This is a genomic window from Pantoea sp. V106_11 (assembly GCF_029967885.1).
Lineage (GTDB): Bacteria > Pseudomonadota > Gammaproteobacteria > Enterobacterales > Enterobacteriaceae > Pantoea > Pantoea ananatis.
This window is the reverse complement of record NZ_JASCAK010000031.1, coordinates 176,074-196,310: the sequence shown is the minus strand read 5'-3', so window position 1 is coordinate 196,310 and position 20,237 is coordinate 176,074. Positions and strand designations below refer to the sequence as shown.

32 protein-coding genes are annotated in these 20,237 nt (G+C 52.7%); 13 read left to right on the top strand and 19 right to left on the bottom strand.

The annotated features are described in order from the left end of the window. Positions 1-236: 236 nt before the first annotated feature. Positions 237-446, top strand: a complete 210-nt coding sequence (locus tag QLG08_RS16220; RefSeq protein ID WP_282473018.1) for a hypothetical protein — start codon at positions 237-239, stop codon at positions 444-446. Here QLG08_RS16220 and QLG08_RS16215 read toward each other — a convergent pair. From QLG08_RS16215 to QLG08_RS16140, 16 genes are all read right to left on the bottom strand, one after another. After that, a complete protein-coding gene (locus tag QLG08_RS16215; protein WP_282473017.1) occupies positions 443-1,915 on the bottom strand; it encodes a terminase in 1,473 nt (490 codons plus the stop codon). The genes QLG08_RS16220 and QLG08_RS16215 overlap by 4 nt on opposite strands. Beyond that, complete coding sequence (locus QLG08_RS16210; protein ID WP_282473016.1) at positions 1,908-2,486, bottom strand: terminase small subunit; 579 nt, start codon at positions 2,484-2,486, stop codon at positions 1,908-1,910. The genes QLG08_RS16215 and QLG08_RS16210 overlap by 8 nt, the downstream gene beginning before the upstream one ends. Before the next feature lie 95 nt (positions 2,487-2,581). Further along, complete coding sequence (locus QLG08_RS16205; protein ID WP_282473015.1) at positions 2,582-2,860, bottom strand: hypothetical protein; 279 nt, start codon at positions 2,858-2,860, stop codon at positions 2,582-2,584. Between the two features lie 63 nt (positions 2,861-2,923). Continuing rightward, positions 2,924-3,262 carry a hypothetical protein gene (locus QLG08_RS16200; RefSeq protein ID WP_282473014.1) on the bottom strand — a complete coding sequence of 113 codons (339 nt, stop codon included), beginning with the start codon at positions 3,260-3,262 and terminating at the stop codon, positions 2,924-2,926. Further along, positions 3,255-3,401 carry a hypothetical protein gene (locus tag QLG08_RS16195; RefSeq protein ID WP_282473013.1) on the bottom strand — a complete coding sequence of 49 codons (147 nt, stop codon included), beginning with the start codon at positions 3,399-3,401 and terminating at the stop codon, positions 3,255-3,257. Before QLG08_RS16195 ends, QLG08_RS16200 begins: the two co-directional genes overlap by 8 nt. Next, the gene (locus QLG08_RS16190) at positions 3,394-3,744 is read right to left on the bottom strand and encodes a DUF551 domain-containing protein (RefSeq protein WP_282473012.1); all 351 of its coding nucleotides are present in this window, start codon (positions 3,742-3,744) and stop codon (positions 3,394-3,396) included. The genes QLG08_RS16195 and QLG08_RS16190 overlap by 8 nt, the downstream gene beginning before the upstream one ends. Further along, on the bottom strand, positions 3,741-4,190 hold the full coding sequence (locus tag QLG08_RS16185) for a hypothetical protein (protein ID WP_282473011.1): 450 nt from the start codon (positions 4,188-4,190) through the stop codon (positions 3,741-3,743). The genes QLG08_RS16190 and QLG08_RS16185 overlap by 4 nt, the downstream gene beginning before the upstream one ends. Then, positions 4,190-4,459 carry a hypothetical protein gene (locus tag QLG08_RS16180; RefSeq protein ID WP_282473010.1) on the bottom strand — a complete coding sequence of 90 codons (270 nt, stop codon included), beginning with the start codon at positions 4,457-4,459 and terminating at the stop codon, positions 4,190-4,192. The genes QLG08_RS16185 and QLG08_RS16180 overlap by 1 nt, the downstream gene beginning before the upstream one ends. Before the next feature lies 1 nt (position 4,460). Continuing rightward, positions 4,461-5,120 (bottom strand): morphogenetic protein, encoded by a 660-nt coding sequence (locus QLG08_RS16175; RefSeq protein ID WP_282473009.1) that lies wholly within the window; start codon positions 5,118-5,120, stop codon positions 4,461-4,463. Beyond that, the gene (locus tag QLG08_RS16170) at positions 5,117-5,437 is read right to left on the bottom strand and encodes a hypothetical protein (RefSeq protein WP_282473008.1); all 321 of its coding nucleotides are present in this window, start codon (positions 5,435-5,437) and stop codon (positions 5,117-5,119) included. Before QLG08_RS16170 ends, QLG08_RS16175 begins: the two co-directional genes overlap by 4 nt. Next, on the bottom strand, positions 5,437-5,964 hold the full coding sequence (locus QLG08_RS16165; protein WP_282473007.1) for a hypothetical protein: 528 nt from the start codon (positions 5,962-5,964) through the stop codon (positions 5,437-5,439). The genes QLG08_RS16170 and QLG08_RS16165 overlap by 1 nt, the downstream gene beginning before the upstream one ends. Positions 5,965-6,044: 80 nt before the next feature. Continuing rightward, a complete protein-coding gene (locus QLG08_RS16160; protein WP_282473043.1) occupies positions 6,045-6,392 on the bottom strand; it encodes a DUF1064 domain-containing protein in 348 nt (115 codons plus the stop codon). 220 nt (positions 6,393-6,612) lie between these two features. Then, entirely contained in the window at positions 6,613-7,362 is a 750-nt protein-coding gene (locus tag QLG08_RS16155) for a replication protein P (RefSeq protein WP_282473006.1), read from the bottom strand. Beyond that, complete coding sequence (locus tag QLG08_RS16150) at positions 7,359-8,147, bottom strand: DnaT-like ssDNA-binding domain-containing protein (RefSeq protein WP_282473005.1); 789 nt, start codon at positions 8,145-8,147, stop codon at positions 7,359-7,361. Before QLG08_RS16150 ends, QLG08_RS16155 begins: the two co-directional genes overlap by 4 nt. Then, the gene (locus tag QLG08_RS16145) at positions 8,147-8,356 is read right to left on the bottom strand and encodes a hypothetical protein (RefSeq protein ID WP_210487290.1); all 210 of its coding nucleotides are present in this window, start codon (positions 8,354-8,356) and stop codon (positions 8,147-8,149) included. Before QLG08_RS16145 ends, QLG08_RS16150 begins: the two co-directional genes overlap by 1 nt. A 171-nt stretch (positions 8,357-8,527) precedes the next feature. Beyond that, the gene (locus tag QLG08_RS16140; protein ID WP_164482443.1) at positions 8,528-8,755 is read right to left on the bottom strand and encodes a hypothetical protein; all 228 of its coding nucleotides are present in this window, start codon (positions 8,753-8,755) and stop codon (positions 8,528-8,530) included. 154 nt (positions 8,756-8,909) lie between these two features. Between QLG08_RS16140 and QLG08_RS16135 the strand changes: the two genes are divergently transcribed. From QLG08_RS16135 to QLG08_RS16080, 12 genes are all read left to right on the top strand, one after another. Continuing rightward, the gene (locus tag QLG08_RS16135) at positions 8,910-9,485 is read left to right on the top strand and encodes a helix-turn-helix transcriptional regulator (RefSeq protein WP_210466968.1); all 576 of its coding nucleotides are present in this window, start codon (positions 8,910-8,912) and stop codon (positions 9,483-9,485) included. Positions 9,486-9,694: 209 nt separating this feature from the next. After that, entirely contained in the window at positions 9,695-9,961 is a 267-nt protein-coding gene (locus QLG08_RS16130; protein ID WP_259232689.1) for a hypothetical protein, read from the top strand. Between the two features lie 14 nt (positions 9,962-9,975). Further along, complete coding sequence (locus tag QLG08_RS16125) at positions 9,976-10,119, top strand: hypothetical protein (RefSeq protein WP_164482445.1); 144 nt, start codon at positions 9,976-9,978, stop codon at positions 10,117-10,119. 5 nt (positions 10,120-10,124) lie between these two features. Further along, positions 10,125-11,201: a hypothetical protein gene (locus tag QLG08_RS16120; RefSeq protein WP_282473004.1), complete on the top strand. Its 1,077-nt coding sequence runs from the start codon at positions 10,125-10,127 to the stop codon at positions 11,199-11,201. 7 nt (positions 11,202-11,208) lie between these two features. Then, complete coding sequence (gene gamL / locus QLG08_RS16115) at positions 11,209-11,496, top strand: host nuclease inhibitor GamL (RefSeq protein ID WP_282473003.1); 288 nt, start codon at positions 11,209-11,211, stop codon at positions 11,494-11,496. Then, positions 11,493-12,347, top strand: coding sequence for a PD-(D/E)XK nuclease-like domain-containing protein (locus QLG08_RS16110; protein WP_282473002.1), 855 nt, complete (start codon positions 11,493-11,495; stop codon positions 12,345-12,347). Before gamL ends, QLG08_RS16110 begins: the two co-directional genes overlap by 4 nt. Further along, on the top strand, positions 12,344-13,351 hold the full coding sequence (locus QLG08_RS16105; protein WP_282473001.1) for a RecT family recombinase: 1,008 nt from the start codon (positions 12,344-12,346) through the stop codon (positions 13,349-13,351). The genes QLG08_RS16110 and QLG08_RS16105 overlap by 4 nt, the downstream gene beginning before the upstream one ends. 59 nt (positions 13,352-13,410) lie before the next feature. After that, on the top strand, positions 13,411-13,680 hold the full coding sequence (locus QLG08_RS16100) for an AlpA family phage regulatory protein (protein WP_282473000.1): 270 nt from the start codon (positions 13,411-13,413) through the stop codon (positions 13,678-13,680). Positions 13,681-13,682: 2 nt separating this feature from the next. Next, a complete protein-coding gene (locus tag QLG08_RS16095; protein WP_282472999.1) occupies positions 13,683-14,033 on the top strand; it encodes a hypothetical protein in 351 nt (116 codons plus the stop codon). Then, complete coding sequence (locus tag QLG08_RS16090) at positions 14,030-14,851, top strand: DNA adenine methylase (protein ID WP_282472998.1); 822 nt, start codon at positions 14,030-14,032, stop codon at positions 14,849-14,851. The genes QLG08_RS16095 and QLG08_RS16090 overlap by 4 nt, the downstream gene beginning before the upstream one ends. Continuing rightward, positions 14,848-15,474, top strand: coding sequence for an MT-A70 family methyltransferase (locus QLG08_RS16085; RefSeq protein WP_282472997.1), 627 nt, complete (start codon positions 14,848-14,850; stop codon positions 15,472-15,474). Before QLG08_RS16090 ends, QLG08_RS16085 begins: the two co-directional genes overlap by 4 nt. Next, entirely contained in the window at positions 15,471-15,644 is a 174-nt protein-coding gene (locus QLG08_RS16080; RefSeq protein WP_282472996.1) for an MFS transporter permease, read from the top strand. The genes QLG08_RS16085 and QLG08_RS16080 overlap by 4 nt, the downstream gene beginning before the upstream one ends. On the opposite strand, the gene QLG08_RS16075 is transcribed toward QLG08_RS16080, so the two are convergent. The 3 genes from QLG08_RS16075 to guaB form a co-directional block, all read right to left on the bottom strand. Further along, positions 15,629-16,885 carry a site-specific integrase gene (locus QLG08_RS16075; RefSeq protein ID WP_282472995.1) on the bottom strand — a complete coding sequence of 419 codons (1,257 nt, stop codon included), beginning with the start codon at positions 16,883-16,885 and terminating at the stop codon, positions 15,629-15,631. The two genes, QLG08_RS16080 and QLG08_RS16075, sit on opposite strands and share 16 nt — an antisense overlap. Before the next feature lie 213 nt (positions 16,886-17,098). Further along, positions 17,099-18,679 (bottom strand): glutamine-hydrolyzing GMP synthase, encoded by a 1,581-nt coding sequence (gene guaA / locus QLG08_RS16070; protein ID WP_013026724.1) that lies wholly within the window; start codon positions 18,677-18,679, stop codon positions 17,099-17,101. Positions 18,680-18,748: 69 nt separating this feature from the next. Beyond that, a complete protein-coding gene (gene guaB, locus QLG08_RS16065; protein WP_013026725.1) occupies positions 18,749-20,215 on the bottom strand; it encodes an IMP dehydrogenase in 1,467 nt (488 codons plus the stop codon). Positions 20,216-20,237: the final 22 nt, after the last annotated feature.

The window sequence follows — 20,237 nt, the reverse complement described above, 5'->3', positions numbered from 1 at the left end:
GACCGTGATCTGTCATTGCTGTGTTGTATTTGGGCGGCTCAACGTTTTACCCAATTTGTCGTTGATGCCGCCAGTTTTTTGATACAGGCATACGCCTTTGAGAGGGTTTATCTCTGTGTCCGAAGAGTCACAATCCTGAGTCTGTAATCTGGTTGGCCCGCTTCGTGCGGGCATTTTTTTGTTTAAAGTTTTTTATGATTACTCCGATAAAATATTTTTAAACCTCGGGAGGAAATATGTCTCAAGCTCAGGAACCTAAAGATTCATACTTTGTAGCATGGCGCAGTAAGAACGGTAATGGTGAATCAATTTTTGGGTCCATCATTTATCAATCAACGGCCGGTATGCCACCAGCTAAGGCAATGATTGAGTCCATTCAAATCATTAGTACAGAAAGTAAAATTGCTGTTTCAGATATCCGGATTACTTCTTTCAACCGGATTTAAGCATAGGGGTCGTAGTCTGTTTCGCTGCGGCCCTGATCCTGACTGCCAACATACTGCAGCTTTTTCACAACAGGGAAGGCGAACGTCAGCGCCAGAGCGTCGGCGTCGTTAGGGGATTTACCTAAACGATCTTTGATGCTCACCTTGTCTTCCAAAACGATGCGGCTGTCTTTCAGCCTTACCTTGTATTCCGCTGCTGACAATTCCTCTGCCACCTGCTGGCTGTCCAGTTGCCCGCCGTCTTTCAGCCAAGTCTTAACTGCGTTGTACATTTCGCCGCGCTTGTTAGCCATCTGCGGGTCGGTGGATCCGGAGCCAAACTGTATCAGTTGCCAGTTGCGGCCCCAGTTATCGCCAACTGATTTAACGCCCGTGCCGTAGCCGTAATCGATGAATACTGCGTCGGCCTGATACTGATCCTCAAAGCTCGATATGATTTTGGCAAACCACACATCATCTGTCGTGCGTTGGTACTCTCCCAGCTTTTTGCAGTGCAGCCCCTGTCGCAGGTAGATCACAGCCGGGTCGCCGCCCTGGTGCGCAGGGTCAACCCCGATAACGGTGGCCGCATGCGCTATCTGACCTGGCGTAATCACCCTGCCTACGGCCGAATCGGTCAGTCCTGTAGGGATAAACTGGGCCTCTGATGCCGACGGGAACAGGCCGCGCACGCGCACTTTCACAAAGTCGCTGTCCTCGCCGTAGTCGTCTACCCACTTCTGGATCTGCTCTTTGTTGGTTCCCTCCACGGTGCGGCTGTCTATCTGCGCGGTTTTCCAGCGGTGGCGCAGCTTACGAAAACATTCACGGAAACGGCCGGTGTTACGCGTCGGGTTACCGAATGCCACCCATATTATTTCCGTGTTCTCATCGGTCAGCGCACCCTCGGCAACCTCCCATACCAGATCGGCGATGTTGGATGCCTCGTCGAATATCAGGATGATGCGCTTACGCTCGTTGTGCAGGCCCGCAAATGCTTCCGTGTTGTTCTCAGACCACGGAATGGCATCAGCGCGCCACGACTTGGCATGCGACGGATCGTTGCTGTAAATCGCTGTGGCGGTGCAGGTGAACCAGTCCTGTGTGATGCTGAGGCGCTGCCACTTGGCAATCTCTGGCCACGTCTTGGTGCGTAACTGGTTTTCGGTGTTGGCGGTCACCACTACTTTACAGTCCTCGCAGGTATCCATGCCCCACTTGACCAGCATCGAGATAAACGCAGATTTCCCGATACCGTGCCCGGATGCGCGCCCAATCATCAGCGGCTGGTGCCTTGTCTCGGGATTCTGCAGGTGCTCGCCAATCTCTTTAAACGCCTGTTCCTGCCATTTGCGCGGGCCTTTCGAGTAAGCCAGGTCGGTGCCCTCTTCTCCCCAGGGGAATGCATACATCGCATAGCCGTATGGGTCATGCGTGAAGGCGCCAATATCTTCTATCAGTTGGGCCTCAAGCTGGGCGGCGCTACTCATCTTCACCACCTTTAGCCACGGCGGCACGCTTGCGGGCGGCGGCCAGCTTGTCCGCCAGGCTGACGTTGATGTTAAGCTCCTGCACCTCTTTGAATGCACTAACGCCTACGTGCTTACCAATCAGCTCAAGGTTTTTCACTTTGTCCGGCCACTTCACTTTCTGCATGGTCGATTCGATATCTTCCTGACCGTCAGCGCCTGCCATGCGGATCCGGTTAATGTCCATGGCACTGAGGGACGTTCGCCAGACCTTCGGCCACTGGCTTACCGGTTTCAGGCTGCCTTCGTCTGTTAGGATGTCCAGCACGTCCATCTGGTCAATCTCCACCAGCCTTTTCAGCACGTAGTCGGCATCAATCTTCGTCCGGCGGCTTCGCGCCTGCCGCAGGTGTGCGATGCGCTCCTGAATGCGCGGATCGGCTTCAAGGCGACTTGCGGCCTGTGCTGCTGTGGCTGCTGAGTAGCCGGCGGCAATAGCGCAACCTGTCTGGTCATCGGGGTTCTTGATACGCTCTTCGCAGTACCGCACCATCTGTTCGTTCAGCGGCTTCGTGGATTGTGGCTTAGGCACTGGTAACACCTCGCAATATAATTACCGTTTTGGTAATCATACCACGCAAAAAAAAACCACCAAACTGGTGGCCTGATTTCTTTAGGTTCGTGTCATCATTCGTCCGGCTTTCTGCCAGGCGCAAGCCGGTACCCTTCATCCTCTTTTTTCCCGTAGTGGTCATAAGCAAAGTTGAAAGCCTCGTTTTCGGTGTCGAAATACTGATTAGTAATCTCTTCCCACTTATTCGTTAAGTGACACCAGCGCACATCCCACTTGTCATCTTCACGCTGCCAGATGGCATAGGCACCAATAAAACCGCCATCCGGTTCTGGCACTTTGTCGCCCGGTGACAGGAAGTAAAAATTAACGCCGCCGCTGATGAATGTCCGCATATAAAAAAGCCCCGTCGAATACTTTAATCCAGTATAGACGAGGCGTTTTATTGCCGTGACATGTCACAATGATAATTTGGTTTCATGCCAGCCCAGGCCAACCCAACAGGCTGACTCTTCTTTCAGTGGGCATTCCTGCACAGGAAGGCAATCACCACACTTACCGCACTTGCGCTTACTCATCGATTTGAACCGGCTACGGAACCGCGCATCGTCCTGGCGGATAAGCAGAGCGATATATTCTGCCATTTCGTAGGGCTCGCGACCTGGGCGGCGGGTGGCACAGTTCTGCTCCAGCATCGCCAGTTCCTGCTCATCGAGAACAATCTCCAGCTTTCTGACACCGGCAGCGGTCTGTCTGGCGCGCTGCTCTGCTTTGCGTTCGGCGGGGGATTTAGGCATCTTCGTCTACCTCTCCTTGCTCTGCCAGCGCATCAGAAAATGCAACCGCAACTACCTTGCCGCCGAATGCTTCCATGTGGGCATGCACGGGAGGCTCTTTTCCATCTTCGAACTCAACAACGAACGTCAACCTACTCATCCTGGCCTCCCGGCGCTGCTGGCAGAGGCATCCAGTGGGTTGATTTTTTATCACTGAAAACTCTTCCGTCGAAATATTCGACATCAACACCTGAGTTTGAATAAGTCAGATAATAATCTTCGTTATCTGGCATCCTGTCACTACACTTCACCCACCCATCGCTTACAGGCTGTGCGGTGGCGTTAAGGCGCATTTCCAGAGCCTGCCGGATATCGTTGATAAACTCCTGCGCATCATCGTCGCTATGCGTGCCGCGCACATCGACGCAATACAGGCAAATCCAGTCGATAAGCTGAGCGTCTGGCATTTCTTCAATGCGCCGCTTCATGCGTTCACTAATCATGATTTCACCTCGTAGCCCTGCTGGCGCAATGCTTCGATGACGGCAGTTTTGTTGAGCCATTGACCGTCATCGGCAGCAAGCATCACGGACTTTCCATCTTGGACCACGCCGTAAAATGATTGCGACAACTCCACCGGGCGCAAAAGATGAGCGGGCGGGGCGGTGTAGAGATGAATATTGAATCCATCACGCTCATTTTCTTCCCGACCCACAGGCCATGCACGCAAGTACAGGCCCGTTGCTCGCATGTTGCTTATTTCATGCTTTTCAGTTGAGGCTAAAGGAACCGCCGTCAGCGATGCGAGTGACGTTTCCATCAACGTGAGCATATAACTCATGTTAGGGTTGGCCTCTGATGCTGCTTTCCAGCGCTTAATTTCAATCTTGCACAGACCAATCAGCGCCTGCACATCACCATCAACTGGATTGGGGAAATTAGTTGTCATCAGAAATACTCCCCTCTTAGCAGGCCATCTTCATCATGACGTGCAGCACCATCGCCACCATCAAAATTACCATCTATGTCAGCTAGAATAAGTTGACCTTTACCTTCATTTTCTGACATGGTTCTAATTGAACCAGCACCTGAGCCGCCAAAAACCTCAAGCCCCATCTCTTTCAGTTCTTTGCCGCATTTAGATAGCCTTGCTGCTAGGCGCTTTAACTTTTCAGGGTCAACGCCAGCTGCTTCACACTCGTCGTGATGAACATCCATATCAACCCGCCTTATCCGCATTATCGAGACGCTTAAAATCAATGACCCACACCCACGGGTTAGCCTGCCAGCTTTCCTCGCCGTAGATGGATGACCACAACTCAGCAAAGTTGTCGTATGGGGTCATAACCTCGCCGCCGCTATCTGGGTCGTAGTATGTTGGCCGCCATCCGGTAAGCTCCAAGCCTTCTGCGTGCGCGTCTTCCTGGCTGATAGCGTTCAGCCGCTCCACACGAACGCCGGTAATCTCCAGCGTTATGCGGGAAGCCCAGCGCGGCATGTGGATTGATGGACGCCAGCCATAACCACGGATATCAGCACTTAGGTCAGCGAGCCTGTCAGTGGCACGATAGCGAGCCTCTTGGCAACTTCCGCTCCATGAAGGCTTTTCCGGTTCGTAACTCCCGCAAGCCAGGGTCGCAAATGTCTCACGCACCCACAGGCGATCACCTACTGCACCGAACGGGCACCATTCGCGGTAGTAACTTTGGCTGTTTCCATGCTGATGGCCGGACTCAAGCGGATAGCATTCACCGATACTGGCAGCGGCATCAATCATCTTCAGTTGGCGCGGAGTCAACATGCGGCGCGTCTGCGTCTTCCTGCCGTCCAGAACTGCACGAGCCATTTCGGCGTTTAATAGGATTGGGCGCTCTTTCATTTGAGACCCGCCTTATCCGCAGTGTCATGGGTGCCGTGACGCAGGCGATCGGCATTGATCGCATCGCGAACTGATTGTCTGTAATAGTGGTGGAATGCCATAGTCATGCCCAGCTTTGTGGCAGACTGGTTCTTTTCGGTCAACAGCCCCAGCCGAATACAGATGGTTGTGGCTGTCCATCCAGAGTGATATCCAGCCGCACGCTTCATCACCGTTTCAGCCAAGATAGTGCGATGGTCTTCACGTCCAAAATTGGTGTTTTCAAATGCCTTGGCAATAACCTCATCGGTCAGGTGTTTATCGCAAACGATAGACATCACTCACCATCCTTGGCAGCGTCATGGGTGCCGGAGAGTAGTTGCACAGGAATCTGAGGCAATTTCAGTTCAGCGTAAGCAAGAATCTGGCCGCAATCCCAACCGAGGTAATAGGTCGAGAAATCTTCATGGCAGTAAGCCTCGTGCCAACCTACAGGCCAGTAGGGTTCACCATCTGGCGTGTAAAGCTCACAATCTCCATCATCGTCTTCATCCAAACCTTCAGGCTTTGATTGATTGAACCAAACAGCTTGAGAAACCCGTAACTTTTGGTCGCCATTACTGCGATAGCAAACCCAATATGATTTGCTTTCACCAACTGGCAGGTCTGGTTCGCCAAATTCGCCGACCATATACCAGCTAACAGCAAGCTCATCACCACGGACGATGGCGCACTCCAGGCGGCTGGCCAGTTCACGCAGTAATTCAGTGGCCGGCGATTCGAAGTTGGCAGCTATGCCGTGAGCAATAGCGATTAACTCACTACCGCTTTTCGAGTTAACATCACTTAACTTGTTATTTTGCATAAATATTTTTCACCTCAGACCGTTATAAGAAATCACGTTTTTGTCACTTAACACGCTTTTTACTTCTCTGGTTAACCTGTTTAAAACTCTTCTACGTCCCAGCCTGTCGCCCTGGGTTTTGGGTAAACGGCTTTGAAAACGAACGGATACGCGTCTGCGGCGACCTTCATTTTCACCCGGGCGTCATCACTGAAAATTCGCTTTGAGCCTTTCACGTCGTGCATTTCAAGCTGGCCACTGGCGTACATCACGGCGAAATCGACGGTGATAAAGCAGTTGTCAGCGAGGCGCAGCTTGATCCCTTCGAAGCGGTACCAGACGACCTGCCCGGCGCGCTTGAGCAACTCCAGGTGGTTTGCGTAGGCGCTTTCGGTCTTGTTCATCTGGCCGGTCCTGAGTCGACCCAGCGCATGTAATCTTTTATGCATCGTGTTACCTATCTGGTTACTATTACCAATTTGGTAATAACTGGCAAGTAAAAAAATGCGCACTTTTGCGCTTTCCTCGTATGCCTCTAAAACGCTCTATATCGCGTTCTGAGACGTTTTTAAAACTCATAGCCCATTTGTACGTTGTTACCCCGTTCAATTGAATCTGGTTGCGCTGGCGAAGGATTAATTACCATTTCAGTAATTATTTATCCCATGACTACGTTTTAAGGCCCATTGCCTTACGCCTTTTGTATTCCTCCAGCAGCCATTGCGCCGGGGTGACACTGCCCATATGCGCCGCGTTCGGCATGTACTGGTATTCGTAATCCTTTGGCGACGGTTGATGTGCTGCTGCCCTGGGTTTGGATTCAATCATCTGCACCGGATCGGGCACCTGTTCACCTGCTGCCACCTTCTTCGACCAGTCGTTAAGTTTGCGGGTGATAAACGTCTCTACCTCGGATTCGCTCAGGCAGCGCTGGATCATCGCCTGGCGCGCATCAGTGATAACCCAGTACAGAACCGGATTTGACCAGTTGAATTGCTCGGGCGACTTAGCCAGGCCGCGGTCCCGGTTGTAACGGTGAAACTCTGCCATGGCTTCTTCTGTGGTGACACCCAGTACTGTCGAGCTGTCTTTGCACCAGGCGACAAACTTACCCGGTGAAGGCATGTACGGCGTTTGCTGCTTGCGGGCATGCCGCATGCCTGCATCAATCTGCTGCATGGTGGTGATCCCGTTCTCCATGAACGATCTTACCCACTGCTGACGGAAGGCATCGATATCAGACTGCGCTCTGAACGTAGTGCTGCTGGCCGGAAACGCGGCGCGCAGCTGGTCAAAGATGCCATTGAACAGGCTGGCAGCATGATCCCACTCTTCGCGAGAGTTGTGGCCTGATGCCATTGCTGAATGCGCTGGCTGGTTAAAACTGAAATTCTGTAAGTGCGTTGTGATGTTATTCATGCGTATTCGTCTCTGATTGGGTGTATCCAGTCGGTGTTACTGAAGTCGAGGCCGGTTTTTCCTTTTTGCTTCGCCGTTTCGTTTTTGATGCGTTCCAGCTGGCGGGCAAACTTCTGCTCCCACTGGACGTGAGTGAATGCTTTGCCCTCCCCGATCCAGTAATCGAGGAACGAGGTCAGATGCTCAGGCTTAAATTCATCAGGATTTAAAATCACTCCCCACTGTGCCGCTTTCATGAAAAAGTCAGGCGATGGAACCCAGTCACGCGTCAGCATGAATTTTCCAGAAGGGACGTTCACCGGTTGAACCTGTGACGGATGTGAAACCTGACTCGTAGGAAATTTTTCTTCGCGCGTTATATAAGGGGTTTGATCTTTATCTTCTCTTCTCTTCTCTTCTCTGGTCCGCAATTTGTCCGCTTCTGATGCGGACGTTTTGGAGACATTTCTCCGCTCTCTTTTGCGATCTGCATCCTGTGCCCGGCGCTTGGCTGACTGGCCGTTATGGGCGTCAAAGCGAGGCATGACAAGGCTTTCGTCGGATTCTTCAAGCCAGCCAACGTTAATCATTGCGCGAGAAAACCCCGGGAAGCCGATCAGGTCATCGAGTGTGTCCGGACTGTATCCTTCGAGAAAACCATCAACAGAATGGACATCGAAAAGACACCATGCGGAATGTAGTCCGCCAACTATCCGCAATCTGTCCGCTTTCAATGCGGACGCCATGCGGACAACTTTCGGATGCGTATGCAGGTCGGCGCGCATCTTGATCCAGTCTCCAGCCATCAAATCACCCCCAGCGAATTACTATCCGCGGCGCTCTCCATGATTTGTTTAATCTCAGCCTGGCGACGCAGGCTGGAATTCATCGCGCACTCCACGCAATGGCCGTTATAAACGTAACGCTCGCTTTTATGGCCGTGCTTACACAGCTTGCCAGTGTAGTAACGCTTCAGACCCGCTTTTGCGGCATCCATGCGAGTAATGATTTTCATTTAATTACTTCTCCTACGTTTACTATTACGACTATTTTTAACTTTTATTCAGACTAATCAAGTACTATTTGCATATTTGGTAACGATTGGTTGTTTTGTAAGGGAATTTAGTAAGTTGCAGATATGAAAAAACCGCCATAAAGGCGGCTTTAAAGCGTGGCGGGTAACAGGTCAGGCAGCAGAGTAGAAGAAGGATAGCAGCCTTTCAGTGGTAATAGCCGGATCGATTTTGGCGCAGGCTTTTTGTAACCCTGTCATGTAGTTACGCGTCGGAACGCGGCGAGCATAAACCAGATGAGTCCTGATGTAATGCGTTGTGGTACCAGCCTCTTTAGCCAGTTGCTTCTTTTCTTCAGTCGACAAACCCTGCCAGAACTCTTTGAAGTCAAACGGCTCCATGTGGGCCTCCAGATAACGATTTCAATCATCGAATTGTTACCTATGCGGTAGCGTTTCGCAACACTAATTACCAATCTGGTGCATTTACCAGAAAGGTAACATCGGTTTAAATGCACTAAGTCATCACTAACCTAAATCTGAGCACCAGGAAAAAATGAAACCTATCTCCGGGATCCGTAAAGCGAATCTGATTTATTTGCTCGAAGCCCGATTTGAGGGAAATCAGACCAAAATGGCCCAGGCCCTGAACATGCTGCCAAACCTCATCAGCAGGTGGACGCGTGACAAACCTATGGGCAGCGCTGCAGCACGCAAGATTGAGCGCCTGCTGAAGCTGGAAGATTACTGGCTCGACAATGACCGCGATAATGTCATGCCTGCCAATCCCGATGTAGAGATCCGTGAAGTTCTGGCAAACAACCTTCGCGTCTGGATGGATAAATCGGAAAGCCTGAGAACCCAGGGTAAACTGCACCAGGCCAGCGGCGTTACTCAGTCCACTATCGGGCGCGTTCTCAACCAGGAGATCGATCCGACAATCAGCACGGTGAATTCGATTGCCAAAGGTTTCGGGCGCCGCGGCTACGAGCTGCTTATCCCGGCACATGACGATCGCATGATTGATTATGACCGTGATGCCTATTCAAAGCTGGATGCCTCCGATAAAGAGAAGATCAGCAGCTTTGTGTCATTCGTTATCAGCCAGGCAAAAAGCACCAGCGATAACTGATCCATCCGCAAAACAGAATCAGCATACCGAACCCCCATCGCATCACCACCGCAGTTACTATTACCTTTTTGGTAATTTTTTCTCTCGTTAACGATTGACATCTTCAGACAAGCGATTATTATTAGCCTCAATAGTTACCAATTTGGTAATTGACGCTCTTTAACAATCCGCAACGGGCATTCACAAACCTGAATCTGGCCGCCCACCAGATGGCAACGCTGACCCGTCAAACCGGAATGCTTGCCTGGAAAGTGACAGTGATTATTCCTCTTCCGGAGACAGCTATGCAATTAACTGATGAGAAGGGAGAGCCGTTCGTAATAGTCCGTATGGCATGTGGGTATCTCTGGCGAATGACCATCATTCAGCAGCGTTACACCCAGGTCGTAAACCGTGATCAGTTCCGAAAGATCGCCCACCAGGCTTATGGCCTGAAGGGTAATTTGTCGTGCAATCAACTATTACCAAAACGGTAATTCTGGATTCAATTATGAAATATCGTTACCAAAACGGGATGTTCATTTTCACCGCATGCGTGCTGGGCATTGAACAGCAGTTCAGCAGCTTTAAAGCCGGTGTTGAATGGGTATTCACACAAAAGATGGCCGCCAGCGTCGCGGCTGACATGGAGTAAAAAATATGTCTGAAGGCACTGAATTAGTCGTTATCAACATTTCCGACGAACAGGCCCCTGCGCTTTACGTCGAAAACGGTCTCGATCATTACATCGAGAAAATCCGCCAGGCCGTTAACGAGACGCCTGACCTTAGCACCAAAAAAGGCCGTGACCGAATCGCCTCTCTGGCTTCAAAGGTTTCCCGCAGCAAAACAGCTATTGAAAAGCCTGGACGCGACTACCTTAAGCGCCTGAAGGAGCAACCCAAGGTTGTTGAAGCTGAGCTGCGCCGGTTCGTAACAGAGTGCGATCGCATACGTGATGAAACCCGCCAGCCTCTGACCGAGTGGGAAAACGCCGAAAAGGCACGCATAGAAGCACTTCAAAATCGCATTGCTGCTCTGCGAGATCTGGCCTATGTCGTGGACGACGTTGGTAACTACCTGCCATCGCATAGCATCAGCGATCGGCTTATCTCAGCCAAAGCTGTTGAGTTGGGAGACAGTTGGCAGGAACTGGCAACAGAGGCTGGCGTTGCTAAAGACGCAACTGTGCAAAAGCTTGAGGCCGCGCTGGCTGAATCTAAAAAGCGCGAGGAAGCAGCGGCAGAGCTTGAAAGGCTGCGCCAGCAGCAGGCCGCTGAAGCACAGCGCCAGCGCGATGAGCAGTTAAAGCGCGAGGCGGCAGAAGAAGCTACTCGCATTGCAGAGCAGAAAGCTAAGGATGAGCGGGAAGCAGCCAAGCGGCGCGAGGCCGATTTAAAGGCCAGGGCTGAACAGGCAGAGCGTGACCGCCTGGCAGCCATTGAGCGTTCAGAACGTGAAGCACGTGAGGCTCGAGAAAAGGCAGACCGTGAAAGACAGGAAGCTGTTGAAGCTGAACGCCAGCGCGCCGCAGCTGCTGAAGCAGCGAGAGTTGCTGAAGAAAAAAGGCAGGCTGATGAAGTTGCCGCACGTGCCGCTGATAAAGAGCATCGCCGGGTAATTAACGCGCAGGCTGTTGCAGACCTGATTGTAGCTGGAATACCAGAAGATCAGGCAAAGGCGTGCATCACTGCAATCGTGCTGGGAAAAATCAGCGCCGTGTCAATTAACTACTGAGGTGCTTATGAGCGCTTATGCAGTTCACGAACGCATCGAGGAAGCGCGCTGGCAACAGCATGATGCGTCAGTAAAAAAAGATGAGTGGATCCGCGACAGAGCGGAAACACTCAAAGAGCAGTGGCCGATAGGTATTGAAGAGATCCGCCACCCTTCCATAAATCACACCATGGCTGGTCTGAACCTCGAAGCGGCTCAGGATGCATACGCAGAGATGGTCGACAAAATCTGCCTTGCACAGGCTGAACTCGACTGGCGAGACATGGAGTGGCTTGGCGAGGACTGGACACCATGACAACTAACCCTGAAATCTCATTAGCCCCGAATGATCCGGGGCTTTATTTTGACATCAGCAATGAGGCTTATCACTCCGGCGCCGGTGTCAGCAAATCACAACTGGACGATATCGCTATCAACCCGGCTGTTTACCAGTGGCGCAAACAGGCGCCGCAGGATGAAGAAAAGTTGCAGGCACTCGATATGGGTACCGCGCTGCACTGCGTCCTGCTTGAGCCTGATGAATTCGATAAGCGATTCATCAAAGCGCCTCAGTTCAACCGTCGCAGCAATGAGGGTAAAGCCGCAGAAGCCGAATTCCTTAAAGACTGCGCATTTACCGGTAAAACGGTTTTGGATCATGAGCAGCACCGCAAACTAAAGCTGATGCAGGCCAGCGCCATGGCCCACCCGGCGGCGCGGTTCTTCCTGGAAGCAGATGGCCACTGTGAAGCGTCCATTTACTGGGATGACGAGCAGACCGGAGAACTTTGCCGGATCCGGCCTGACCGGTTTTTGAAACAACAGCCGGTAATCGTGGACGTGAAGAAAGTGGCAGACATGGACCGCTTTACGCGTCACGTCGAGGAATTCCGGTATCACGTACAGGACGCCATGTACCGCGATGGCTTCTATCAGCACTTCAACGAATACCCGCAGTTTGTCTTTATCGCCGTCAGCGAGTCGATCGACTGCGGCCGCTATCCGGTCCGGGTGTTTCAGCTCGAGCAGGAAGATGTTGCCGTGGGCCACGAGCTTTACCGCCGTGACCTGCAAACCTATCACCAGTGCCGCCTGACCAATTCATGGGGCGGCGTTGAATCTCTTTCACGCCCGGCATGGGCGCGCAAAAAGGATAATCAGTTATGAGTAATCAGTTAGCAACCACCGAAAACGTCAGCACCGCATCGGCGATTTTTAGCCCGGAAGGACTTATGCGTCTGCAGCAGTTTGCACAAATAATGGCAGAGGGTGCCGCAACTGTTCCCCAGCATCTTCGCGGAAAGACGGCGGACTGCCTGGCTGTAACTATGCAGGCTGCACAGTGGGGAATGAACCCGTTTGCAGTAGCGCAGAAAACACACATTGTTAACGGCACGCTGGGCTATGAGGCGCAACTGGTTAATGCTGTTGTGTCATCCTCTTCCCTGCTCGCTAGCCGCATAAATTACAACTGGTCAGGCGACTGGACGAAGTGCAGCGGAAAAAACGATAAGTCACCAGACCTTACCGTCACCGTTTCGGCTGTGCTGAGAGGCGAGGCCGAGCCGCGCGATCTGACTATCAGCATGGCGCAGGCTGGTGTGCGTAACTCGCCATTATGGGAACAGGATCCGAAACAGCAGCTTGCTTATCTCTGCACCAAGCGCTGGGCGCGCCTGCACGCTCCTGACGTTCTGTTAGGTGTTTACACCCCAGATGAGCTCGACGATACCCCACGCGGCGAGCGCGATATCACCCCGCGATCCACCGCCGACCTGAACAACATGATCGGTAGTAGCGGCGATAACGTGCAACCAGCAGATAACCACGACGATGACGTTGTTGTTGCTGGTCTGCAGGAAGAGATTGAGCAGGCTGACACGCTTGAAAAAGCTGTGGCCATCGGTGAGAAGATCAGCCAGCACAAAGAAGCCCTGAGCGAATCAACGTTCCGGTCTCTGCGTTCACGCGCTGGCAAAGTCTACAAACAGCATGACGCACGCGGCAAGATTGAAGCCGCGATCAATAGCCTGGACGCCAGCGCACCCGATGCGAAAGAAACCTTCCTGAAAGTTGAAGCAGACCTGCAGCGCCTCAAAGGCCAGTTGGGAGATGAGTTGCACGAAGGCTTCTCAATCACCCTGGCTGACATGAAAGCCGAATACGTTTAACCAACACCAGTGAAAACCTATGGGCGCCGCAGAGCGCCCTTTTCTTTGGAGAAAGAATTATGAAAGGTGCAATCCGCAAGGACCAGTTGCTGAAGAAGGTGCCACTGTCCGAGTACACCATCAATCAGATGGAAGCCAAAGGCGAGTTTCCCAAGCGTTTCCCGTTAACCAACCGCACAGTTGCCTGGAATGAGGACGAAGTAGAGGCGTGGCTCGATGAGCGCCAGCGTAACGCGGCGTCTGCCGTGCGTGACCCGTCACTGGCCGCGAAGTTTGAAGCCAATCCCAACCACCAGAAACAGCGCGACATGATGCGCATGGCAGGTTAACCATGACAGCCAAAGAATTGATTTACGCTTTCCTCAAAGAGAGAGGATCAGCGCGCTCCGTCGATATACATGCTCACCTTGAAAAGCAGGGTTTACGCCGTGACAGCTCTATGTGCGCACTGAGCAAGTTGTATAAAGCCGGAATAGTTTTCCGGCATCAACATGGCCGCGATTTTATCTGCTGGCTGCATGATGCCAGTCAGGAATTTGAAATCAGCGAGATTAACCGCCGCCTGAGCAATTCTAACCGCCGGCTGACGCCATGCAACAGCGTAAATGTCATTTTCGATGAGTGTCGCAAAACCAGTCACATCTACCAGATGGACAAGCTGCTGCGTGAGGTGCGGGCATGAGTATCAAACATCCTGTCATTCGCTATCACGGCGGTAAGTTCCGCCTTGCTTCATGGGTAATTGGATTTATGCCCGAGCATACATGTTATGTAGAACCTTTCGGCGGCGCTGCGGGAGTTCTGATTCAAAAAAAACGCAGCTATGCCGAAGTCTATAACGACCTCGACGGCGAAATTGTAAATCTGTTTCGGGTACTTCGTAATAGTGAAATGAACCAGCGCCTTCAGGATGCTTGCCGACTAACCCCTTATGCACGTGATGAGTTCTATGCCGCGGCGGAATTCAGTTCTGATCCAGTTGAGCGCGCTCGAAGAATGGTTGTCAGGGCATGCATGGGTTTTGGATCTGCTGCTGGTATAGGCGGAAACTCCGGTTTCCGTTGCGACAGTAAGCGAAAGTACGCAACTGCCTCCCATTTGTGGGAGAGATATCCTGATAATTTGGGCGCCATATGCCAGCGACTTCAGGGAGTGATAATCGAAAACAAAGATGCTCTGGCCATAATGCGTTCCCACGATGCTGATAGCACCCTGCATTACATTGACCCACCATATGTGCCGGAAACTCGTGTTAAGGGTAACCGCTATTACAACCATGAAATGACGCCAAATGGCCACGAGCAATTGCTTGCAGTGGCAAGAACGCTGAAAGGCATGGTGATGATCAGCGGATACGACAGCGAGATATACAACGATATGCTTGGCGGTTGGAGAAAAGAAACCAAAGAATCTCGTATTTCGGCTGGCAGAGGTACAAAAGTTAAGACCGAATGTTTATGGCTCAGTCCAAATATTAAGGAAAAAGGAATCGCAGCATGAAATACAAGCTTATCTATGCCGATCCCCCTTGGGAATACGGCAATAAAATCAGCAATGGCGCTGCCGGTAATCACTATTCGACGATGCGCCTGGCTGATATCAAGCGCCTTCCCGTATGGGATTTGGCAGAAGAAAACGCAGTGCTGGCGATGTGGTACACCGGCACGCACAACCAGGAGGCGCGAGATTTGGCAGAGGCCTGGGGATTCCGCGTCAGAACAATGAAGGGCTTCACCTGGGTGAAGCTGAACCAGTTGGCTGAACAAAGGATTAACCGGTACCTTGAAGAGCAGACAATTTACGACTTCAACGATCTGCTGGACATACTGAACGCAGAAACCCGCATGAATGGCGGCAACCATACGCGTGCAAACACTGAGGATGTGCTGATTGCTACACGCGGGAACGGCCTGAGTCGTGCCAGCGCCTCAGTAAAGCAGGTGGTTTACTCCTGCCTGGGTGAACACAGCGAAAAACCCTGGGAGGTGCGTCACCGCCTTGAGCAGCTATATGGTGACGTGTCACGCATTGAGTTGTTCAGCCGATGCGCGGCCCCGGGCTGGCACCACTGGGGAAACCAGTGCGACAGCAGTGTGCAATTAATCGCCGGGAGGGTGGCATGATCATAATTACGCTTTATCTGATTGTTGCCGCCTACCTGCTAGGCCGCTTGGAAAACCCGCCGCACTCTCTCGCATCATTCTGGATCTGCATTTTCTGGCTTCCGGCGGGGATGGTTTACCTTTCTGCCACCCTAGCAGATAAAACGCTTGGCGATCACCCTGACCGCTGAGACATCCACTGCTCAAATTTTAACGGTGAGAAAGGCACCAAATCTTCGATACTCCCCTCTGTCCACCCATCCACCATATCGGCCCATTGCTGCAGCATGAACGTGCGTTGCGGGAGATACTCCGCTTTGTTGTAAACCGCGCGCACGCCTTTCTGTTCATGGGCCAGACTCTTCTCTATCCAGTCAGACGGATAACCCGCCTCATGCAAAAGCGTGCTGGCCGTCCGGCGGATGTCGTGTACTGTAAAATCCTTTATCTTTTCCCCTGACTCCCTTATAGCCTCAATAGTTATCGTCAACACCCTGTTAAGCGCTGCATTTGACAGCGGCTTAGCCATGTCATATCGACCAGGCAAAAGATAATGGCTGCCACCAGCACACATTTTAAGGCCAACCAGCAAATCATTAGCCTGTGTTGAAAGCGGGATTACATGCTCTCTTGATCCCTTCATCCGCTCGGCCGGAATCTTCCATAACATCCGTTTGAAATCTATTTCATCCCATTCAGCGTGCGTGAATTCGCTTTTCCTGACCATGGTCAGCATGACAAATTTTACGGCCAGTTTGAGCGTGGCCATCGTGGAGACGTTATCGAGCGCGCGGAAGAACAGTCCGATTTCTGCAGGTGTAAGCGTGGTGACGCGCGGCTCAAACGTAGCGATCGATGAAGCCCGGATACGTTCGGCGGGATTAATGAACTCATGCCCGCGGTCAGTCGCATACCGGTAAATGCTGGCGATTATCTCGCGGGCCTGAACGGCTGTTGCCCGGCCACCACGCGCCACAATCCTGTCGCACAGGTCACGAACCATAGCCGTGTTTATCTCCGTCATCAACTTATTGCCAAGCGCGGGCAGGATATCCCTGTCGATAACTGCCTGTTTCATCGCGCGTGTGCTGTCAGCCAGGCGGGCATGCTCCATGTATTTGACGGTAAAATGGTTCAGCCTGTCCGCACCGGCAATCTGTTTTTTACCGTCACGTTTCGCCGCAGACGGCGACACGCCAGAAGATATGAGCTTTTTAGCGGTATTGAGTTGCTCACGTGCTTCGGCCAGGCTAATACCGTCAGGCCCGTATTTGCCGATCGTCAGGGTTTCGCGGCGCCCGTTGAATCGATAGTCATAGCGGAATGAGATCGTGCCGCGCGGCAGCACGGATACATAGAGCCCTTCACGGTCTGCAACTTTGTACGCCTTATCGCGCGGCTTGAGGTTTTTTATCTTTGTGTCTGTAAGCATGGTCGGCTCCGAATACCGTCACCGCTACCAATCTGGTAACGGTAAAAAAGGATCTGGAGCGTACAACGGATCGGCCATACCGTCAAAAATACCGACGGTAAATTGTGGCTTTCAGCAATCGTTATCAATCGATAAAAAGAAAAAGCCACCAGCAAACGCTGATGGCTCAAGGGTTTTACAAATCGGTGTCAATCGTCAGCAAAAGGCTGTAAATCATTCCCACTCAATCGTCGCCGGTGGCTTGCCGGAAATATCATAAACCACCCGGGAAATACCGTTAACTTCGTTGATGATGCGGTTGGACACGCGGCCCAGGAAGTCGTACGGCAGGTGCGCCCAGTGGGCGGTCATGAAGTCGATGGTTTCTACCGCGCGCAGTGAAACGACCCAGTCATACTTGCGGCCATCGCCCATAACGCCAACAGAACGTACAGGCAGGAACACGGTAAAGGCCTGGCTGACTTTGTTGTAGAGATCGGCTTTATGCAGCTCTTCAATAAAGATGGCATCCGCACGACGCAACAGGTCACAGTACTCTTTCTTCACTTCACCCAGTACGCGCACGCCAAGGCCTGGCCCCGGGAACGGATGACGATAGAGCATATCGTAAGGCAGGCCCAGCTCCAGACCGATCTTGCGCACTTCGTCTTTAAACAGCTCGCGCAGCGGCTCGACCAGGCCCATCTTCATCTCTTTCGGCAGGCCGCCGACGTTGTGGTGCGACTTGATCACGTGCGCTTTACCGGTAGCAGAGGCAGCCGATTCGATCACATCAGGGTAGATGGTACCCTGCGCCAGCCACTTCACGTCTTCCAGGCGCAGTGCCTGCTCGTCAAAGACTTCAACAAAGACGCGGCCGATGATTTTACGCTTCGCTTCCGGATCGTTTTCCCCGGCCAGGGCGTCCAGGAAACGCGCTTCGCCATCAACGTGAACAATGTTCAGACCAAAATGGTCGCCAAACATGTCCAGCACCTGCTCGGCCTCGTTCAGACGCAGCAGGCCGTTATCGACGAATACGCAGGTCAGGTTTTTACCGATGGCGCGATGCAATAGCATGGCGGTCACTGACGAATCCACACCGCCAGATAAGCCCAGAATCACTTTGTCGTTGCCGACCTGCACGCGCAGACGCTCGACGGCATCTTCGATGATTTTTGCCGGTGTCCAGAGCGCTTCACATTCACAAATATCGATAACAAAACGTTCCAGCATGCGCAGCCCCTGACGCGTATGCGTCACTTCCGGATGGAACTGCACGCCGTAGAAGCGTTTCTCTTCGTTCGCCATGATGGCAAATGGACAGGTTTCTGTACTGGCAACGGTAACAAAGTCAGCAGGGATAGCGGTCACTTTATCACCGTGACTCATCCAGACATCCAGTAACGGTTTACCGGCTGCGCTGATGGCGTCTTCAATATCGCGAATCAGGGCGCTTGCCGTGTTGACTTCAACCTGCGCATAGCCAAACTCACGCTCGTTGGATCCTTCCACCTTGCCGCCCAACTGCATCGCCATGGTCTGCATGCCATAACAAACACCCAGAACCGGCACGCCAGCCGTGAACACATAGTCAGGCGCGCGCGGGCTGCCATGCTCGGTTGTGCTTTCCGGGCCGCCAGACAGAATGATGCCGCTTGGATTGAACTGGCGAATCTGCTCTTCGGTAACATCCCAGGCCCAGAGTTCACAGTACACGCCAAGCTCACGTACGCGGCGCGCAACCAGCTGCGTATATTGAGAACCAAAATCGAGAATCAGAATGCGGTGCTTATGGATATTTTCCGTCGTCATTGAGGGGTTTCCAGAACGGTGACTTAAAGTAAAGCGCCCGGCTGTTGCCGGGCGGGAAATCTTACGGGGTTATGAACCCATGCGGTAGTTCGGTGACTCTTTGGTGATAGTCACGTCGTGCACGTGGCTTTCATTGATGCCCGCGCCGCTGATGCGCACGAATTCGGCTTTGGTACGCAGATCATCAATGGTCTGGCAGCCGGTCAGGCCCATGCAGGAACGCAGGCCACCCATTTGCTGATGCACGATTTCTTTCAGGCGGCCTTTATAAGCCACGCGGCCTTCAATACCTTCTGGCACCAGCTTGTCAGCAGCGTTGTCGGTCTGGAAGTAACGATCCGACGAACCTTTAGACATGGCGCCCAGCGAGCCCATTCCACGGTAGGATTTAAAAGAGCGGCCCTGATAAAGTTCGATTTCACCCGGTGATTCTTCGGTACCTGCCAGCATCGATCCCACCATGACGCAGGATGCGCCCGCGGCAATCGCCTTCGCGATATCACCAGAGAAACGAATACCGCCGTCCGCGATAACCGGAATGCCGGTGCCTTCCAGCGCGGCCACGGCATCTGAAACGGCGGTGATCTGAGGGACACCCACACCGGTAACGATACGCGTAGTACAGATGGAGCCCGGGCCGATACCGACTTTAACCGCGCTCACGCCAGCTTCAACCAGGGCCAGCGCGCCCGCACCTGTTGCAACGTTGCCGCCGACGATTTCAAGGTCAGGATACTTAGCGCGGGTTTCACGGATACGCTGCAGTACGCCTTCTGAATGGCCATGCGACGAGTCAATCAGCAGTACGTCCACACCGGCAGCAACCAGCGCATCTACGCGCTCTTCGTTGCCCGCACCGGCGCCTACAGCCGCACCGACGCGCAGACGACCCTGCGCATCTTTACAGGCGTTAGGTTTACGTTCGGCTTTCTGGAAGTCTTTAACGGTGATCATCCCCAGCAGGTGGAAGCTGTCATCCACGACCAGCGCTTTTTCTACGCGCTTTTCATGCATTCTGTGCAGGACGACATCACGGGCTTCACCCTCTTTCACTGTCACCAGGCGCTCTTTTGGCGTCATCACGGCCGTCACGGGCTGGGTAAGATCGGTGACGAAGCGCACATCGCGACCGGTGATAATGCCCACCAGCTCGTTATCCGCGTTCACGACCGGGTAACCGGCAAAGCCGTTGCGTTCGGTCAGTTCTTTCACTTCCGCCAGCGTAGTGGTGGGCAACACGGTCTGCGGTTCGGTGACGACGCCGCTTTCATGCTTTTTAACCTTACGCACTTCATCTGCCTGGCGATCAATCGACATATTTTTGTGAATGAAGCCCAGACCGCCCTCTTGCGCCAGCGCAATAGCCAGACCCGCTTCGGTCACGGTATCCATTGCAGCAGAAAGCATGGGAATATTCAGACGAATGTTTTTGGTCAGCTGAGTGCTGAGATCGGCCGTATTCGGCAGGACGGTGGAGTGTGCAGGAACGAGCAGGACGTCGTCAAAAGTGAGTGCTTCTTTAGCGATTCTTAACATGGCAATACTCCACCTCGGGTGC

What these genes read in the sequence shown, in the direction of transcription:
- QLG08_RS16085 (WP_282472997.1), top strand. Translation starts at nt 14,848, where the DNA reads ATGAAATACAAGCTTATCTATGCCGATCCCCCTTGGGAATACGGCAAT.
- QLG08_RS16125 (WP_164482445.1), top strand. Translation starts at nt 9,976, where the DNA reads ATGAAATATCGTTACCAAAACGGGATGTTCATTTTCACCGCATGCGTG.
- QLG08_RS16175 (WP_282473009.1), bottom strand. Translation starts at nt 5,120, where the DNA reads ATGAAAGAGCGCCCAATCCTATTAAACGCCGAAATGGCTCGTGCAGTT.
- QLG08_RS16100 (WP_282473000.1), top strand. Translation starts at nt 13,411, where the DNA reads ATGAAAGGTGCAATCCGCAAGGACCAGTTGCTGAAGAAGGTGCCACTG.
- gamL (WP_282473003.1), top strand. Translation starts at nt 11,209, where the DNA reads ATGAGCGCTTATGCAGTTCACGAACGCATCGAGGAAGCGCGCTGGCAA.
- QLG08_RS16150 (WP_282473005.1), bottom strand. Translation starts at nt 8,147, where the DNA reads ATGGCTGGAGACTGGATCAAGATGCGCGCCGACCTGCATACGCATCCG.
- QLG08_RS16215 (WP_282473017.1), bottom strand. Translation starts at nt 1,915, where the DNA reads ATGAGTAGCGCCGCCCAGCTTGAGGCCCAACTGATAGAAGATATTGGC.
- QLG08_RS16080 (WP_282472996.1), top strand. Translation starts at nt 15,471, where the DNA reads ATGATCATAATTACGCTTTATCTGATTGTTGCCGCCTACCTGCTAGGC.
- QLG08_RS16195 (WP_282473013.1), bottom strand. Translation starts at nt 3,401, where the DNA reads ATGAGTAGGTTGACGTTCGTTGTTGAGTTCGAAGATGGAAAAGAGCCT.
- QLG08_RS16165 (WP_282473007.1), bottom strand. Translation starts at nt 5,964, where the DNA reads ATGCAAAATAACAAGTTAAGTGATGTTAACTCGAAAAGCGGTAGTGAG.
- QLG08_RS16160 (WP_282473043.1), bottom strand. Translation starts at nt 6,392, where the DNA reads ATGCATAAAAGATTACATGCGCTGGGTCGACTCAGGACCGGCCAGATG.
- guaA (WP_013026724.1), bottom strand. Translation starts at nt 18,679, where the DNA reads ATGACGACGGAAAATATCCATAAGCACCGCATTCTGATTCTCGATTTT.
- QLG08_RS16205 (WP_282473015.1), bottom strand. Translation starts at nt 2,860, where the DNA reads ATGCGGACATTCATCAGCGGCGGCGTTAATTTTTACTTCCTGTCACCG.
- QLG08_RS16135 (WP_210466968.1), top strand. Translation starts at nt 8,910, where the DNA reads ATGAAACCTATCTCCGGGATCCGTAAAGCGAATCTGATTTATTTGCTC.
- QLG08_RS16120 (WP_282473004.1), top strand. Translation starts at nt 10,125, where the DNA reads ATGTCTGAAGGCACTGAATTAGTCGTTATCAACATTTCCGACGAACAG.
- QLG08_RS16105 (WP_282473001.1), top strand. Translation starts at nt 12,344, where the DNA reads ATGAGTAATCAGTTAGCAACCACCGAAAACGTCAGCACCGCATCGGCG.
- QLG08_RS16185 (WP_282473011.1), bottom strand. Translation starts at nt 4,190, where the DNA reads ATGACAACTAATTTCCCCAATCCAGTTGATGGTGATGTGCAGGCGCTG.
- QLG08_RS16140 (WP_164482443.1), bottom strand. Translation starts at nt 8,755, where the DNA reads ATGGAGCCGTTTGACTTCAAAGAGTTCTGGCAGGGTTTGTCGACTGAA.
- QLG08_RS16095 (WP_282472999.1), top strand. Translation starts at nt 13,683, where the DNA reads ATGACAGCCAAAGAATTGATTTACGCTTTCCTCAAAGAGAGAGGATCA.
- QLG08_RS16180 (WP_282473010.1), bottom strand. Translation starts at nt 4,459, where the DNA reads ATGGATGTTCATCACGACGAGTGTGAAGCAGCTGGCGTTGACCCTGAA.
- QLG08_RS16170 (WP_282473008.1), bottom strand. Translation starts at nt 5,437, where the DNA reads ATGTCTATCGTTTGCGATAAACACCTGACCGATGAGGTTATTGCCAAG.
- QLG08_RS16190 (WP_282473012.1), bottom strand. Translation starts at nt 3,744, where the DNA reads ATGATTAGTGAACGCATGAAGCGGCGCATTGAAGAAATGCCAGACGCT.
- guaB (WP_013026725.1), bottom strand. Translation starts at nt 20,215, where the DNA reads ATGTTAAGAATCGCTAAAGAAGCACTCACTTTTGACGACGTCCTGCTC.
- QLG08_RS16220 (WP_282473018.1), top strand. Translation starts at nt 237, where the DNA reads ATGTCTCAAGCTCAGGAACCTAAAGATTCATACTTTGTAGCATGGCGC.
- QLG08_RS16145 (WP_210487290.1), bottom strand. Translation starts at nt 8,356, where the DNA reads ATGAAAATCATTACTCGCATGGATGCCGCAAAAGCGGGTCTGAAGCGT.
- QLG08_RS16090 (WP_282472998.1), top strand. Translation starts at nt 14,030, where the DNA reads ATGAGTATCAAACATCCTGTCATTCGCTATCACGGCGGTAAGTTCCGC.
- QLG08_RS16155 (WP_282473006.1), bottom strand. Translation starts at nt 7,362, where the DNA reads ATGAATAACATCACAACGCACTTACAGAATTTCAGTTTTAACCAGCCA.
- QLG08_RS16075 (WP_282472995.1), bottom strand. Translation starts at nt 16,885, where the DNA reads ATGCTTACAGACACAAAGATAAAAAACCTCAAGCCGCGCGATAAGGCG.
- QLG08_RS16110 (WP_282473002.1), top strand. Translation starts at nt 11,493, where the DNA reads ATGACAACTAACCCTGAAATCTCATTAGCCCCGAATGATCCGGGGCTT.
- QLG08_RS16200 (WP_282473014.1), bottom strand. Translation starts at nt 3,262, where the DNA reads ATGCCTAAATCCCCCGCCGAACGCAAAGCAGAGCAGCGCGCCAGACAG.
- QLG08_RS16130 (WP_259232689.1), top strand. Translation starts at nt 9,695, where the DNA reads ATGGCAACGCTGACCCGTCAAACCGGAATGCTTGCCTGGAAAGTGACA.